A 17,273-nucleotide genomic window follows, 5' to 3' on the forward strand; every position below is an offset into this window, starting at 1 on the left:
CACAGTTGAAGAAATAGCTGCCTGGTTTATTTTCCGGCAAACAGCTGATTAACAAACTCTACCCACTTTTCACCTCTCAGGTTAACAGCCATGATGTTACCTTCTTTATCCAGCATATAGTTCTGCGGTATAGCATGCACGCCATACAATTCAGTGATAGCTCCACCATATGCTTTCAAGTCGCACAACTGCAGCCAGGTCAGGTTGTCTTTAGCGGCCGACGCCAGCCACTGTGGCTTATTGCTGTCCAGTGAAATGCTTACTATTTCCAATCCCTTGCTATGATATTGCTGGTAGGCTTTTACCAAACCGGGATTTTCTTTACGGCAGGGTACGCACCAGCTGGCCCAGAAATCGATAAGTACATATTTACCCCTGAATTCCGTAACAGCATGCTTTACACCGTTAGAATCGGGTAATTCAAAATAAGGCGCTTTCATTCCTATGCCAGTTCTGTTGCCGGAATCCAGCATATATAGAATACGTTTTCCATAGGCCGATTGCTGCACTTTGGGTTCCAGCTTATTGTATAAACGCCTTGCCGTAGGCTTATTCATGTATACAATAAACTTATCGTACAGCACCATAGCAGCACAATAATTACCGGTATGATCCAGGATAAAATCTTCGGCTGCTTTATCTAATCCCCGTGCAAAAGCAGTATCGCCCGGCGCTTTACGCGGCGGCACCTTACCCATATAATCCCTGCGATAGCTGGCATAAGCCTGCTGCTCGGGAGAACCGGTTACTTCTGTATCGAACAACCTTTGCTTATGGGCTTTTATAGTAATGGTATCCGTAGCAGTAAAGAACGGGAACTGTTGCATGCTTCCAGACACTTTTAAAACGGCCTGTAAAGGCTCCGGCATATAGCCCGATAACACAAAGGTTCCTTGTATCAATTTAGCAGAATCCAGATGGGGCTGATGGTTGTATTCATAAGAAACATACACATACCCGCTATCGGCTCCGTCTATCTGTCCCTGTATCACATACATGCTATCCGGAACCGGCGCAGCAAATAATGCTGCACCGGTGGATAACATCAGGGCCAGGGTTGTAATAAACAAACTACTTATTCTTGTCATCGAAGAACTTTTTAATGCCGTCCAGTATAAATTCCAGGTGCTGTTTGCTGGTAGCATCTTTTACGCCTGGGATAGCAGCAGCCACCATTTTCTGCACTTTTACCAGGTGCGCTTTGGCTAGTATTTTCATATCAGAATTCGCCATCTGCTGTGCCGACATAGAAGCAATTAAACCAGCGACGCCACCCTTTACCTGTGAAGCATCTATTAATCCTTTTAAACCATCTGCATAGCTGCGCTGTAACTTGCGGCGATAAAAATCGATAGGCTTGCCGGTGCGCAGCTCACTCCACAACTCATTTTCAATATCGCTCAGCAGTTCTTCCGGCGTGTACATGTCTTTGTCCTTAAAGCGGTTCACCTGTGCTTCCAGCCTGGTTAACCTGCCGCCTGACATCATCAGCATTAACATAGTACCTTGTCCTTCAGAAACAGGCTCACCCAAACCGGGGTTATTGATCCGGTTTAAAATAGCAGTGTCCAGCAACCATTCCGGCGTTTGCAGCTCGTACTTACACAAAAAGGCAACTGCTTCTTTTTGAATAGCCCGCGGCGTATACGCATAAATGGCACCAGCCTGATCTACACTCTTAGCCGTTTGCGGAACACCGGCCAGGTTTTTCAACACATGGCCCAGGTAACGCTCTCTTTGCGTCATCACCGCTTTATACATAGTAGCCAGGTTGTTATAATCATCCCCGTCACGCTCTTTCGTCCACTCAATTAAATGAGGCACTATGCGCATCAGGTTTTTCATACCATATTCACTTGCCTTCATGCTGTTATCACCCAGGTCTTCAGTTTGTGAACGTGGATCGTAATCTTTGCCCTCACCACTAAACCATAAGCGCGGGTTAGCACTTAAGCTGTCTTTGATCCATTTATTCAGGATAGGCAATTCCTCTTTACCAGTGGCCGCTTCGGGAATAGGCGTGTAGCCCCACTGGATAGCCCACTTATCATAATCGTTAATACGGGGAAAGATACCGGCATGACTGATATTATCTTCCGGCTGCGCTACGTAGTTAAAACGTGCATAGTCCATAATAGAAGCCGTGTGACCATGCGCTTCTACCCAGGCTTTGTCGCGCAATTTTTCTACAGGCGTAGCACTGCTGGCTCCCATGTTGTGACGTAAGCCCAGTGTGTGACCTATTTCGTGCGACGACACAAAACGGATCAGCTGCCCCATTAAGGTATCGTCAAATACCATCTTACGGGCACCCGGATCAATAGCACCAGCCTGTGTAAAATACCAATCGTGTACCAGCTTCATTACATTATGATACCAGCCAACATGACTTTCAATAATTTCACCACTGCGCGGGTCGGCCACATTAGGACCATACGCATTTTCAACAGAAGCCGCGAAATAGCGCACTACAGAATAGCGTGCATCGTCCAGGCTCATTGTGGAATCATTCTCCGGCCATTCTTTACCGGATATGGCATTTTTAAAACCAGCCTGCTCAAACGCTTTACACCAGTCGTTAATACCGGCAATAAGGTAAGGACGCCATTTTTTAGGCGTAGCAGGATCGATATAATAAACAATAGGTTTAGCCGGCTCCACCAGTTCGCCACGCTTCCACTTCTCCATATCTTCCGGCTTCGGCTCCAGTCTCCAGCGGTGTATATAACTTTCTTCCTGTACCTGCTGCTGGGCGTCGCTGAATTTTTTATAATCGCTGGAAAAGAACCCTACACGATAATCGAAATGGCGCATTTTCATGGGCACCTTGGGCAGCAATACAAAAGAATTATTCATTTCAATGGTAATAGCTCCTGCCTCAGCCAAAGCAGGTAAGCCTGGCTTATCTGCAGGCGGCATGCCCTGGTAGGTTTTTACGGTACGCACTTCCGTGTTCAATGGATAAGAGCGCACACTTACCACGTAGCTTCTGTCAGCCGCCAGTGCAGTAAGATTAAAAGAACGCTTGGCAGCCGGTGTAAAAGCCAGCAGCATATTATCACCTTTGATAAAATCTGTTACATCAATCACAGCACCCGCTCCATCCTTGCCCTTGGCTTTTATGTCGAAAGCGGCTGCAATAGGATATACGTTAGAATTTTCTATGGCTTTATAAATCTGATTGGTAGAGTCAGCAGTGCTGATTAAGGTAATCACCCGTAAAAACACATTGTTATTCGGGCCTTTTTCCCAACGCAACATTTGCTCGTTCATTTCTTCACCACCGAAGTTACCGGCGCCTGGCGTTGATTTACTTAAGCGGGATACCAGTAATATATCACGACCAAAGATGGTATCGGCCAGTTCAAAAAAGTATTTACCATCCTGCTCATGCACGGTGAATAAACCTTTTCTGGTAACAGCCTTCGCGGTAATTACATCGCTAAATGGCTTTATGCCAGCCGGGCGGGCACTGTCTTTTTTTACAGTAGGCGCAGGAGGGGCCACAGCAGGCTTGTGGCTTTGTTTTTGAAACAAAGCACACGAGCTTACTGTAGTCACCAGCAAACCGGCAACTAACTTCTTCATACTCTAAATCCTGTTTTTATATTTTAATTAATATCCTTCGTTTTGTGGTAATAGGTTGGGATTGCTTTTTGAAGCTTCTTCTGGTACTGGATATAATACTGCAGTGGCTTTCCAGGTTGCAGGTTTTAACACAGAAAATAAAGCATTTGCCGTATTGGTACGCTTTAAATCCAGCCAGCGGTGACCAAATTCAGCAAACAGCTCTATCTGGCGTTCGTGAGCTACTGCTTTCAGAAGAGCGGCTTGGTCGGCAGGATCTACATTACCTAAGCCTGCCCTGTTACGTACCTTATTTAAATCGATAGCCCCGGCAGCAACATTGCTATATGCTAACGCTTCGGCCCTTATCAGGTATACTTCTGCCAAACGCAGTAAAGTATATTGCTCTAAAACACCACCGGTATAAGAGGTAGTGGAAGAGTTATTCTTATACTTCAGAGGCACTTTATAGGTAATAGCACTTCCCGTAGGTGTGTAATTCATGATCCAGCTGGTTTTCCGGATATCACCTGTTTCAAAGGAATTCAGTAAAGTATCTCTTAAATTATACACCGTGGTAGTGGTAGCGCTCGCGGGTCTAAACTGTGTTCCTTCATACGTGCCATTGGTAGCTGTTACTAAAGGATAATACTGCAGAATAGCCTCTGCGCTGTTCTTATAAAAAGGCGAGCTGGTAGAAATGTTTACCAGGCTGTACAAACCAGCGCTGTCTATTACCAGGCTGGCATGTTTGGCAGCCTGTGTCCAATCACCCCTGTATAAATATACCCTGGCCAGCATAGCAGCAGCCCCCCATTTGTTTACACGGGTACGGTCGCCTGCAGTAGAAGAGTATTTATAATCCTTAGCCAGGTTATTTTCAGCGTAGGTAAGATCCTCTATAATTTTGGCGTATACCTCATCCACCGATGCACGTGCCTGGGTGGCCGTTACGTTAATATTAGTAGTAGTAATCAGCGGCACTTTACCATACATATTCGTAAGGTAAAAATGCGAAAACGCACGCACAAACCTGGCTTCAGCCGTATACTGCACCTTCAGTGAATCAGACACTTTACTTTCTGCGTTAGCCAGGCCTTCAATAATGGCATTGGCCTGATAAATAATGGTATAGGGATTACTCCATAAAGCATAGTTATCAGAATTATTGATGGTAAGAAGATTGTTAGCCATAAACTGGTTATACGAATCTTTAGCCGTAGAAGTATAGGTAAACTCATCAGCCGACATACCTGCAAACGCCGTAAACACACCATTAAAAACAGGAGTACTGGACTGACTCATGGTACTATACATACCTGCAACAGCCGAATTGGCGGTATTATTGGAATTGAACACCAATGCCGCCGGCGTTCTGCTGGCAGGAACTTCGGGATCTAATGCTTTCTTACAACTGAACATAGCCTGTGAAGCAAAGAGCGTAGCCAGTGCAGGCAGGAACATTTTTCCTTTACGGATTTTTGAAATCAATGATATACGGAATGTATTTGAATACAACATAATTTCCCCGATTATAATGTTAATTGAATACCCGCTGTAATAGTACGAAGCGGAGGCAGTGAAATAGATTTGGTTTCGGGATCAAAGCCTTTATAACCAGTAATAGTAAACAGGTTCTGCGCCTGCATATACAGTCTTATCGTTTGCATATGCCATTTTTTTAAAAGTTCTGCCGGTAAAGTATACGACAGATTTACACTCTTTAATCTTACAAAAGACGCATCTACAAAATTGGCATCTGAAGCCACCCAACGGCCAAAAGCAGTATATGCATCGCCATAGCCTTGTGTAATTTTCTTATTACCCGCCCACTTATCAGGGGTGCCCAGGTAACTGATAATCATATCACGCGAGTAGTTAAAGTAAGCAGCATTGCCCGGAGGGTTATAAGCAGTAGCCGCAATGCTACGCCCTTTTTGCTTGGTAAACTGAATAAACACATCCAGTTGGAAATTTTTATAAGTAAGGCTGTTATTTAAACCACCGAAAAATTGGGGAGCTGTATTTCCTGCATATAGATAATCACCTCTCCCATTATCAAAAATACCATTAGTAAACCTTCCATCTTTATTAGCGTCCTGGAAAGTAGGCAATCCTGTAACAGGATCATCGCCCAGGTACTTATACAAAAAGGAACTGGTTAAAGGATACCCCTGGGCATAAGAAGCCGCTAAGGTAGAAGCAGCCCCCTGGGTTAAATCGGGATAATACACCAGCTTATTACGTGGCAGGGTAATGTTTACAGTAGTAGTGTACTTCAGCTTGCCCTTGTTGATATTAATAGTAGTAGCGGAAAATTCCCAGCCGGAGTTTTCTACCAATGCAGGCATATTGGCGGTATAGCTGGTAAAGCCTGACTGCGGACTTAACGTGTAGCTTACCAGCTGACTGTTACTGCGGTTGCGATACCAGGCAGCATTGAATAAAATACGGTCTTTCAAAAAGCCCAGCTCTGTAGCCAGTTCCATCTTACGATTCACTTCCCATTGTATCCGGGGATTGGCTATACCGGAAGGCACAATAGCAGAAGTGGCGCCATAAGCAGTAGTGGTGGTGTAGAAAGCAGTGTATAGATAATCACCCGTTTGGTCGTTACCAGCTACACCATAGCTACCGCGCAGTTTACCAAAGCTTAAAGCTGGAATGGCTTTCGCAAAATTTTCTTCGGAGAATAACCAGGCAGCACCAATAGAACCAAAGTTTCCAAAGCGCTTGTCCGGACCAAACCTCGAAGATCCATCTCTTCTTACCGCACCATTAACAATGTACTTGTTTTTCCAGTTATATGTAACACGGCCAAACAGGGAGGCATATAGGTACTGGTTGCTGGAAACACTGACACTACGTGAAGTAGCGGCCTGCGGATCGGACAGGTTATCATCAGAAGTATATCCTGATGTAGACAGGTTAAACGGCATTTTGCCCTTTGTATTCTGCCAGGTACCGCCAGCCAATACATTTAAACGTCCTTGCCCGATAACGGTAGAATAAGTAGCCTGGGGCTCTATAATAAAGCTTTCCTGGGTGTAATTGGAGAAGCTACCCGTACCGCTGGTAACGTTGAAGGTAGGGTTATAGTAAGTAGTGGGAGTTAACCTCACCTGGTCGGTGGTCATTTTATTATATCCAAGACTGGTTTTAATATCCAGGCCTGGAATAATGGTATAGCGGAATAAGGCACGACCACTCAGGTTATTGGAGCTGGCTTTATAAGAAGCATTTAAATAACCCAGCGGGTTAGCCATAGTCCAGTTTAAAGTACCATTGGCATTATATAAAGGATAGTTAGGCGCTAACACATATGCATAAGAAGTAGGATCCAGATAAGAAAGGTTGTTCACATCGGAAGAATACTGTACAGAGGCATTTACATTGAACTTGCCATCCAGAGAAGTATGATCGTTGTTGAACATCACAGAAGCACGCTTATATCCCTGATCGTTCACAAACACGGTATTCTCTTTATGATAAGAGGCACTTAATAAGAATTTATTCCTGGCATCACCACCTGATAAAGAGCCGTTGGCATCGGTAGTTGTCATGGTACCACCAATAAACTTGTCGTAGAAATCATTTGTTTTGGTAGAATCCCACACCAGTAAATCAGGAGCATTAGTAGTGGTAGGGGTTACACCATCATTGGCAAAGGCTATTTTGCGTATAGTTCTGTACTCCTGCGTAGAAAGCATTTGAGGGGTATGGCCTACTACTGAACGACCTGTCCACACATTGGCACTGAAAGTAGTTTTACCGGCTTTGCCTTTTTTGGTAGTAATTAAGATAACACCATTGGCAGCACGGGATCCATAGATAGCCGAAGCATCCGCATCTTTCAATATTTCAATACTCTCTATATTGGCAGGGTTCAGCACATTAAAGGGGCTGGTTTCACCAGTGGCGCCATCCACAGCGCTTGAACCACTGATAGATCTATTAATAGCAGTAGAAGGGAAAGGAACACCATCAATTACATATAAAGGATCATTCCGACCAATAGTAGAGGTGCCAATAAAGTTTTGGCCACGCACCTGCAAGGTTACCTTAGAACCGGTTACACCATTAGCCTGGGTAACCTGTACGCCTGCCATACGGCCCTGTAAAGCCAGTAAAGGGTTAGTAACAGGTTGCTTGGCTATATCTTCTGCAGTTACACGTGCAATATTACCAGTGTTATAACGACGTGTAGTAGTGCCATAGGCCATTACTACCGTTTCATCCAGCTGGTTTTGAGAAGCAGACAGGTAAATAACTCCCATATTAGGGCCTTTTACAGTTACCACTCTGGTTTCAAAACCTACATAAGTAATCACCAGCAGATCGCCTTCATTGGCATCAAGGGTAAACTTACCCTGATTATCAGTGCTAACACCCGATTTAGTGCCTTTCACCTGCACCGTAGCACCCACCAATGCATCTCTACCGTCCTGACGCAATAAGTAACCAATTACTTTGATTGGCGGAGGCGGAGCCATATATTCAACTGGGGCATAGCCGGCAGGAGGTGTAGCAGGCACAGCTGGCTTTGCCGATACAATAATAGTTTGTGCTTCAATAGAATATTGCAGCCCCTGGTTTTTCAACAACAGATCCAGGAATTGTTTCAACGGCATTTTTTCAGCAGAAATAGTTACAGTTCCGGCATTGTTCAATAGCTTTTTATTGCCAATAACCAGGTAGCCCGTCTGGGCCTTAATTTCAGCAAAAGCCTTCTCCAGTTTCACATCTTTCCCTTTAAAGCTGATGCTTTGAGGAGACACCTTTGCACTCACATGTAAGCAGAAAGCTAAAAGCAGTACAGTGGTCAATTTCATAATTTTCACCGTTTTGGCCATAAACCGGCTTTCTTCCCTGTGGTAAATACCTGCGGGTAACTGCTGATAAATTACAGCATGAAGCAGCCGGTTACAAAGAGTGTTAAATTGCATAACTTTGTAACAGTTTGGTTAAATGATTAAGCAGTCTTGCGTGACTATATGAATCAGGCGGCCTTAACTACTTGCCGTTCCGGTCACTACCCGGAGCGGTTTTTTGTTACTACCTGCCCAAAAAACTCCAATGTCTTTATCTCATTAAGGCATTACAATCAGTTTGTTATCTTCATTCATAGTAAACTTCACACCCGATTTTTCCAATACCTGCAACACCTGTAGCAGGTTCAGGTTTTTACCCATCTCGCCAAAAAACTCAATATTAGGTACAGCTCCTGCGTATGCTACTTCTATATTGTACCAGCGGGCCAGTTGACGCATTACCACTTCCAGTTTCTGATTCTCAAAATTGAACACTCCGTTTTTCCAGGCAGTTACCTGTGCTATATCAGGGTGATTATTCAATTCTACTTCCTTAGCTGCACTTACCAATGCCTGCTGGCCAGGCTGCAATTGCAACGCCTGCTTTCCGGCATTTACACGTACAGCTCCCGAGATTAATGTAGTGGCTGCTTTAGCCTCATTGGCATAGGCATTAATATTAAACTCAGTACCCAACACTTCTATAGTATTATTACCCGGGGCTTCTACTATAAAAGGGACTCCTGCTTTAGCAGCTACTTCGAAATAAGCTTCGCCTGTTATCTCTACCCTTCTATCCTTACCCTCAAACACTACCGGGTAATGCAAAGAAGAACCTGCATTCAGCCATACTTTACTACCATCAGGCAGGTTCAATTCAAACTGGCGCCCCAATGGAGTACTAATAGTATTATAAGCAATCTCTCCTTTATTATCAGCTGTGTTGCTATATACCAGTTGTCCGTTTTGCAGTGTAATAACCGTTCCCTTGTCAGTAGCCACAACCCCATTAGGCAAGCTATCCAGCTCCACCACTTTGCCATTAGCCAATGTTAGCAAGGCACCTTTATGGCCTGGCGCTATTTTAGCCAGGTTTACTTGTAAGCCACTTGTAGCAGGTTTATTACGCACCAGAAGGAATAAGCCCCCTGTTAATAATATAGCCAGCACGGCCGCTGCCGCCCATATACGATTACGAAAACGGCTGTATAACGTGCGTACAGGTGCCGCTTCTTTAGTTCTGTCGGCTTCCAGTACTTTATCCAGCACCGGTTGCCAGTAAGTTTCGTTATAAGCAACCGTTTCCGGATGTTGTAATAACAGAGTGGTTACCAAACTCACATATTCCTCACGGTTAGCGCCGGATATAAGCCAATCTTCAAAATCCGCTTTTTCAGCCTCTGTAAGTGTGGCTGAAAAGCTTTTTTCGATCAGATATATTGCTCTTTCCTTATTAATCATAATAATATAAATGTGTGGAGTTTAAGCAGAGGTGAGCAGTTTACAGGCATCTGAACATGTGCCTTCTAAGTAAAGAATACCCTCAAAAAGTTTTGTACCTACCCAAACCTGATTTTTTTACTATTTTTTCAAAAAAGAAAAAGCAACAGGCAGGAGGTACGGCAGGCTGCTTTTTTACAATATAGACAAAGGAGCTAAAAATGGCCCTTAAAGTTTTTTAAGCAGGGCCGCCATTTTCACACAGCTCTCAAAAAAGGAGAATTAACTTTATTCACAGGCAAAAAAAGGGAGCTTTCTAAAAAGAAAGCTCCCGGGTGTTATAGAAAACAACGGATGGTTTATTTCATCTTACTGCAACATACCCGCGGCCCACGATACGGCGTAAGCTGATTTCAGGTACTTTACGCGTAACTCGGTTTGCTTTTGCAGCAATTCAATCAGCTTGCTTTCGCGACTATTAATCACAAACAAACTGCTTTCACCTTGCGAAAATTTCAGTTCTTCGTTCTTTAACAAAGCCTGGTAATTACGATACATGCTACTGGTTGTTCCCAGCTGCTGTTGTAATAAAGTATACTCGTTATAGTACGAACGTATTTTGTTGCTTAACTGCCAGCGTTTGTTTTCCAGCTGTAGACTAGTTTCCTGTATCTTCAGTTTGGCCTTTCTGTAATCTCCCCTTCCTTCCCGTAACAACAGCGGCATCTTTAATTCGATACCCCATTTGTAGTTATTCTCCAGCATAGTGCCGCTCACATTCTTCAACACATAATAATCTTTGTTCAGCAGATTGGCTTTCAGATTAATATAAGGTAACAGGCTTTGAAACTTCAAACGCCTTTCCACTTCCAGCCCATCCAGCTTAAACTGGTAGCTGCGCAAATCAGGATGCTTTTCCAGCGCCTGTGACACCAGATCTTCCACAGCCGACACATCCTTTTCCGAAGCAAATTGCAAAGTATCAGGCCTGAAATGGTCTGGCAACATTACCGCACTGTCGTTTTGCAACCACAGATAATTGCTCAGTTCCAGTGATGCGTTGTTCAGCTTTAGCAAGGCTTCGGTCTGGTTCATACGGTAGCCCTGTATTTGCGTATAAGCTTCCAGCGTATCCATCATAGCTTTATCGCCATTATTATAGGCAGTGCGTAATAAACGTAAACGGTTACCGGCCACTTCAATATAACGGGTATACATGCTGTATAACTGGTAAGCTCCCGCCCACTGCCAGTAGCTTACATAGGCATCGAACAACAGATCGTTCAACATACTTAAACGTTCCTGCTCACTTTGATTCACGTATATTTTAGCCTGCTGCAAAACAGCCCTGCGCTTATCAAACAATAAGCCTTTACCCACCGGCACTTCAACTCCCAGGTAACTGGTTTGCCCCTTGGTAACTTCGGAGGTAATATAATTACCTCCATTGTTTTCCAAACCGGTTTTAATATCTATACCAATAGGTGTTGGTATTTTCAGCTCGGGGTTGGTATAGTAATAATAGTTTTTGCCATCAAAGGTTTTTCGGCTGGCGTTTAAGCCTACCGTAGGATCGAAGCCCCCACGCGCACTGGTAAGTTCCGCCTCAGCCTTGTTCACCTGCAAATTAGCCTGGCGGGCTACCGGGTGAAATTGCTTTACCCATTGGATAAAATCATCTGCAGTGAACAATTGCTGGGCACTAACCCTACTAAATACACAAGTAACCAGTATAAAAAACAACAATATATATTGCTTCATTTATTTGTCTTTTTTGCCACCGCCGTCTTTTTCTTTTACAGCAGAAGGTTTATAATACTCTGGTGGGAAGCCGTTAATATTCCGCCATAATTCAAAGTACACCGGCACATCTTTCAGTAGTGCTATACCATTAGCACCACCACCCATGCGCAACAGGGAAGGCCACTTTTTCTCAGACGGATCTTCCGTAACCAATACCCGGAACTTACCGTTATAGCTAACTGAAGTTTCTACAGCCGACACACGCCCCGCAAAAGTGCCATAGCTGCTGGAGGGCCAGCCACTGAACACGATAGCCGGAAACCCATCAAAGATGAAACGCACCTTCTGTCCGGTATCCATCAACGGCAAATCCATAGGCGCCACATACATTTCCACCGCATATTGTACATGGTCAGGCACAATCTCCACAATCATATCCCCCTCCTTCACCATCTCACCAATACCTTCTTTACGTGCCTTGGTTATTTGGCCGCTTTGGGGAGCTATTATATAATACAGTTTATTACGGATATCGTAGCTGGCATAAGCATTCTGCAGCTTAGCCACATCAGCCTCTGTGCTCGCAACACTGCTTAATGAAGAATACCGATCCCCTTCTGCCTTGGATATTTTATCGGTATACTCCTGCACTGCACTGTTCATTTCAATACGCAGCGCTATTAATTCCTGTCTGCTTTGAGCCAGTTTATTCTGACTGCTGATGCGCTTAGCGCTTGCATTCTGGTAACCCACTTTACGCTTTTCAAAATCCACCAGCGATATAGAGCCACTGTCCAGCATCAGCTGTGCGGCGGCAATCTGGCGTTTGTATACACTCAGCTCATTTTCTACTGCTATCAGGTCTGTACTATCACTGATCACTTTCAAATACTGTTGCTGCAACTTGTTTTCCAGTGACTGCAGTTTTAATTCACGTCCCTGGGCAAGCGCTTTGGCCTGTGTTACGGCAGTATTGGCTTTGTTCTTATACCCTTCAATACTTTGCTGCTTGGCAGTGATCTGTTGCTTTGTACGGGGCAGTAATTCAGGATCGAAATAATCGACCTTTACTTCCCCCAACCGCAGCAGGGTATCACCCGCCTGTACAAAATCACCTTCTTTTACATACCACTTCTCCACACGTCCTGCTATCACCGTGTTTATCTCCTGCGGACGCTGCTCCTGGCGCAGGGTGGTCACCGTTCCCTTGGCGCGGATGTTCTGCGTCCAGGGCAAAAACATTACAATAATTAATACCACCAACACTCCCAGCAACCATTGTTTGATATTGCTTTTATGGCGGATACGGTAAATTTTTCCAAATGCCTGCCACTTACTGCCAGGCAACGTTTCTTCTATATTAGCAGTAATAAATTTTTCCATATTATTCACTTATGCAGGGTTGTTTTGAATGGTTCCTTTATTCATACGCACTACCATATGGCAGCTATCTGAAAGACTTTCATCCTCTGAAGCAATAAACACCGTAGCGTTGCTTTCGGATTTTATCAGTGCCAACATCTGCTTTCTGCACTCTTCATCCAGATGCGCAAACGGCTCTTCCAGCAGCAACAACCTGTGTTTACCCAACAATGCCCTTACCAGCAGGATGTTTTGCCTTACATGGTGCGATAAGCGTTTACCCGTAGGGTCCAGTATTACATCATATCCCTCTTTATTAGAACGTACAAACTGATCCAGCCCGGTTTTAGCAGCCAGTGCTGTAATCTCTTCCATAGCAATAGCATTACCCAGCGTTATATTTTCTAACAATGTGCCCTGGAAAATATCCTGACTGCTTAATAAAATACCTGTTTGAGAACGCAGGCTGTCCAGGTTATAATTGCCTACCGGCACTTCATCAATCAATACGCTTCCGGTAAAATTTTTATAGTTACCGGTAAGCATGCGCAACAAAGTGCTCTTACCACTGCCACTGGCCCCCGCAATGTGAACAAGGGTACCAGCGGGCACAGTAAGATTAACTTTTTCTAATGCCTTGCTGCCGTTGGGATAAGAGAACCCGGCATCTGTGAAACGAACCTGCACTCCTTTATTGTTATCCGCGAGTACGATTGATCCACCCTCTTCTGTATCTGCATCCACTATTTTGCCTAATTTCTCTACCGACACCAATGCATCGTATACTTTATCCAGGCTCAGAATAATTTTTTCTACAGAGCTGATGATAGCCAGTATCACAATATCAGCAGCAATAAACTGTCCTATGTTAATCTGTTGATTTACCAGCAGCACAGCACCCACCAGCAACATAGCTGCTGTAATAATCACTTTAAAGCTGATAAGACTCCAGAACTGGGTAAGCAACACATGAAAGTAGCGTGTGCGCGAATCGAGATAACCACTTACCAGCTTGTCTGTTTTTTCAATGTGCATGGAAGTGCTTTTCGCGTACTTGAAAGTGCGTATCACCCTTGCTGTTTCTTCCAGCCAGGCAGCTACATGATATTTATAATCGCTGGCCTGTAAAGCAGAAGCCAAACCACGCGGAGAAGTTAAGCGCAGGATAATAATAACAATAATGAGCAGTAAAGCGCCGAATGCAATAAATACCGGGTGATAGAACGACAACAGCAACACACCAAAAAGCACCTGTATTACTGCAGCTGGTAAATCCAGCAATAGCTTTTCCAGTCCTTTTTGCAGCGAAACGGTGTCGAAAAAACGGTTTACCAGCTCGGGCAGGTAATAACTATCCAGTTTTTCCACATTCAGTTTAGGCAGTCTGTCGCTGAACTCAAAAGAATAGCGCAGAAAAATTTTCTGCTGCATCTTTTCTATTACCTGTAACTGCCTCACCTGTAGCAGACCATTAAAAAGCACCCCCAGCACTACCATGATAATTAACACTGCAATGGAGGTGGAGAAAGAGCCTGCCATTACAAAACTAATAATCGTTTGTACGCCCAGCGGCACCGATAATTGCAGTAACCCGGCCAGTATAGCCAGTATGTAAATGGCCGTTACATCCTTTTTGTCCAGCCGCAGTATATTATAAAACCGAAGGAAGGATTTGCCAATCGAAATTTTGTCTGTTGCCATATAGCTGTATCTATTTCCTGTTTTGAGGTGGGCAAGATAGCAGCGACTACTTAGTAGGGTATTAGAACCAGATTAGAATGAGATTAGAAAGGCAGAGTTTAACATTTCTTAACTTAACAACAAGCTATCCTTCCCTATCCTGAGGAAGCCGCTACTTAGCCAATACTAATTGTTATTCATTTAATAATACATAGAAAAGGGAGGTTATAACCACTTTGATGGTTATAACCTCCCTTTTTGAAAACCCAGACAGTCAAGATCATGGACTTTACAAAAAACATATAGGTGCTAAAACTTAAAAGATACGCTGGCTGCAAAATTTCTGGGCAGCTGGGGGTTGCCCCAGGGGCCCCAGTATTTCTGATTCGTAAGATTATCTACCCGCAAACCTAATGTCCAGTTTTGAACGTCGTAAGAAAGTACGCCGTTAAACACTACAAACTCAGGAACAGTAAACGTGTTAGCGTCATCATAATAACTAATGCTATTATAGTTTACACCAGCTCCCAGCCCCAGCCCTTTTAACTTCCCCTTAGGTTGACGATAATTAACAAAGGCATTAGCCATATGCTTAGGTGCATGAGAGGCTATTTTACCTACGATTGAAGGATTACCGGACGTAAACTGGTTATCGTTATAAGCATACCCTGCCATAATATTCAACCCATTTACCGGATGGGCAGCAATATCCAGTTCTACCCCTTTGCTTACCTGTGCCCCATCCTGCACCTGGAAACCAGTGGAAGCAGCAACAGTTGGATCGGAACGCAGCTTATCTTTTACTTTGATATGATAGTAGTTAGCCGTAACTGATAACCGGCCATTCATTAATTCAGTTTTAACACCACCCTCTAACTGATTAGCCTGTTCGGGATTGAAGTGATTACCATTTTTATCAACAGAAGCTGAATAGGTATATCCATTCAGGTAATTACCAAATAAAGAAACTTTATCTTTTATCAACTGATATACCACACCTGCTTTAGGAGAGAAAGTAGTTCTGGTAAATGCAGCAGCGGTAGCACCAGTTAACAGGTTAGTGGTACCTCTTGAATCTACCTTATCCAAACGCCCACCAATCATTACGTTCAGGTTTTCCAAAATATTGATTACATCAGAAAAATAAGCCCCGTAATAGGTAATCTTTGACTTGGATGCGGAAGTAAAACTCTTTTGACTAAACATTTGCTGCACCTTATCCATGGAGATATAAGGAGTCACTCCCATAATACTTACTGAATCAAACGTTATGTTTTTTAAATAAGTAGGATTTGTAACAGCGTCATTCACGTCCACCCCAAGTACCAGTCGGTTTCTAATACCGGCTACAATTACATCTCCATTCAGATTTACCTGTGCATTCTGGTTATAATAATTATGAGAATAGCGCTGTATGCCACGATAAATAGTATCGGCATTTTTAAAAGAAGGCAAAAACTGGTATTGATTGGTAGCATCTACTCCGGCATAGTTATATACGGCACTAAGGCTCCAGTTGTTGTTAATGCTATACTCAGCTTTTGTATAAAAGGTATATCCCTTCAAATTAGACACCAGGTCATTGGAGCCATAATTACGATTATATATTTTATTCAAATCCTGGTATCCTGTCATACCAATACCGGCTTTAGGAGAAAAACCGATACCAGTGTTGGTTCCCTGGTTACTGTAAGCTTCCATATCAGCAAAAAAGGTAAGCTTATCATTGACCTTGTAAGAGAAAGAAGGTGCTATAAAGTAATTGCTTTGATAACCGGTTTCCTGGAAGCTTCCCGTATAGTGTTTAGCGGCATTTACACGAAACAAAGCTGTTTTTTCTTTATTTAAAGGCGCATTGACATCTACCGCAATCCTGCTTAATGCATAACTGCCACCTGTATAGGAAATGGTAGTTTGTGCGGAATCAAAGGGCTTCTTGGTAATTCTGTTCACAACACCACCATAGGATATATAAGAAGAACCAAACAAAGTACCTGATGGACCTTTAATTACCTCGATTCTATCCAGGTTAGCAATTTCGGTAGCAGTCAGCTGCGAAGCTACTACACCATTACGCATATAGTTACCGGTTCTGAAACCACGTATAAAAGCACTGGTACGGCCATTCGATATTTGCTCCAGAGAATTAACACCCGATACATTTCTGAAAGCGTCCCGGTAATCAACCAGAACCTGGTCTTTAATCAGCTGAGAAGTAATAGTAGCATATACCTGCGCATTTTCCAGGTTTTTGAGCGGAATTCTGGCTACCGACTCGCTCGACTTCCGTGCATACCTGTTCTTTTGAGCGTTTACAATCACCTGCCCTAACTCTAAAGCAGTTTCGCGGGTAACAAAGTTCATTTCAACAGTCTGACCTGCTGTTACCTCTACTGTTTGTTCCTGTGCTTCCAGGCCAACAGCTGATAACTTCAGCACGTGCTTACCCGGCTTTAATTTCTTAAAAGAAAAAAAGCCCCTATCGTCCGTTAAAGTGCCATAAGGAGTACCTTCTATTTGTACGGAAATAGCCGGAAGCGGTTTGCCATCGCTCGATTGCACCTGTCCTTTAATAGCTATGGGTTGGTTCTGACTGTGCGCAAGCGGCTGCAATAACAGCAGCAGGGATAATAATAAAAATTGTTTCATGATAGTAGTGTGGAAATAATG

General features: G+C 43.7%; 9 protein-coding genes. All 9 read right to left on the minus strand.

Features of this window, described 5'->3' with window-relative positions:
- Positions 1-26 precede the first annotated feature (26 nt).
- On the minus strand, positions 27-1,088 hold the full coding sequence (locus FLA_RS23960) for a TlpA disulfide reductase family protein (RefSeq protein ID WP_076375098.1): 1,062 nt from the start codon (positions 1,086-1,088) through the stop codon (positions 27-29).
- Positions 1,072-3,588, minus strand: a complete 2,517-nt coding sequence (locus tag FLA_RS23965; protein ID WP_076375100.1) for a zinc-dependent metalloprotease — start codon at positions 3,586-3,588, stop codon at positions 1,072-1,074. The genes FLA_RS23960 and FLA_RS23965 overlap by 17 nt, the downstream gene beginning before the upstream one ends.
- 27 nt (positions 3,589-3,615) lie before the next feature.
- On the minus strand, positions 3,616-5,031 hold the full coding sequence (locus tag FLA_RS23970; RefSeq protein WP_170022686.1) for a RagB/SusD family nutrient uptake outer membrane protein: 1,416 nt from the start codon (positions 5,029-5,031) through the stop codon (positions 3,616-3,618).
- A gap of 68 nt (positions 5,032-5,099) precedes the next feature.
- On the minus strand, positions 5,100-8,513 hold the full coding sequence (locus tag FLA_RS23975; RefSeq protein ID WP_084205990.1) for a SusC/RagA family TonB-linked outer membrane protein: 3,414 nt from the start codon (positions 8,511-8,513) through the stop codon (positions 5,100-5,102).
- Positions 8,514-8,657: 144 nt separating this feature from the next.
- Complete coding sequence (locus tag FLA_RS23980; protein WP_076375106.1) at positions 8,658-9,839, minus strand: FecR family protein; 1,182 nt, start codon at positions 9,837-9,839, stop codon at positions 8,658-8,660.
- Between the two features lie 348 nt (positions 9,840-10,187).
- Positions 10,188-11,579 carry a TolC family protein gene (locus tag FLA_RS23985; RefSeq protein ID WP_076375108.1) on the minus strand — a complete coding sequence of 464 codons (1,392 nt, stop codon included), beginning with the start codon at positions 11,577-11,579 and terminating at the stop codon, positions 10,188-10,190.
- Positions 11,580-12,944, minus strand: a complete 1,365-nt coding sequence (locus tag FLA_RS23990) for an HlyD family secretion protein (protein ID WP_076375110.1) — start codon at positions 12,942-12,944, stop codon at positions 11,580-11,582.
- A 9-nt stretch (positions 12,945-12,953) separates the two neighbouring features.
- On the minus strand, positions 12,954-14,624 hold the full coding sequence (locus tag FLA_RS23995) for a peptidase domain-containing ABC transporter (protein WP_076375112.1): 1,671 nt from the start codon (positions 14,622-14,624) through the stop codon (positions 12,954-12,956).
- Between the two features lie 288 nt (positions 14,625-14,912).
- Positions 14,913-17,252, minus strand: coding sequence for a TonB-dependent receptor (locus FLA_RS24000; RefSeq protein WP_076375114.1), 2,340 nt, complete (start codon positions 17,250-17,252; stop codon positions 14,913-14,915).
- Between the last annotated feature and the right edge of the window lie 21 nt (positions 17,253-17,273).

Source organism: Filimonas lacunae (genome assembly GCF_002355595.1).
Lineage (GTDB): Bacteria > Bacteroidota > Bacteroidia > Chitinophagales > Chitinophagaceae > Filimonas > Filimonas lacunae.

Excerpts from the sequence above, each read along its gene's own strand:
- FLA_RS23960 (WP_076375098.1), bottom strand. The coding sequence starts at position 1,088 with ATGACAAGAATAAGTAGTTTGTTTATTACAACCCTGGCCCTGATGTTA.
- FLA_RS23965 (WP_076375100.1), bottom strand. The coding sequence starts at position 3,588 with ATGAAGAAGTTAGTTGCCGGTTTGCTGGTGACTACAGTAAGCTCGTGT.
- FLA_RS23970 (WP_170022686.1), bottom strand. The coding sequence starts at position 5,031 with ATGTTCCTGCCTGCACTGGCTACGCTCTTTGCTTCACAGGCTATGTTC.
- FLA_RS23975 (WP_084205990.1), bottom strand. The coding sequence starts at position 8,513 with ATGCAATTTAACACTCTTTGTAACCGGCTGCTTCATGCTGTAATTTAT.
- FLA_RS23980 (WP_076375106.1), bottom strand. The coding sequence starts at position 9,839 with ATGATTAATAAGGAAAGAGCAATATATCTGATCGAAAAAAGCTTTTCA.
- FLA_RS23985 (WP_076375108.1), bottom strand. The coding sequence starts at position 11,579 with ATGAAGCAATATATATTGTTGTTTTTTATACTGGTTACTTGTGTATTT.
- FLA_RS23990 (WP_076375110.1), bottom strand. The coding sequence starts at position 12,944 with ATGGAAAAATTTATTACTGCTAATATAGAAGAAACGTTGCCTGGCAGT.
- FLA_RS23995 (WP_076375112.1), bottom strand. The coding sequence starts at position 14,624 with ATGGCAACAGACAAAATTTCGATTGGCAAATCCTTCCTTCGGTTTTAT.
- FLA_RS24000 (WP_076375114.1), bottom strand. The coding sequence starts at position 17,252 with ATGAAACAATTTTTATTATTATCCCTGCTGCTGTTATTGCAGCCGCTT.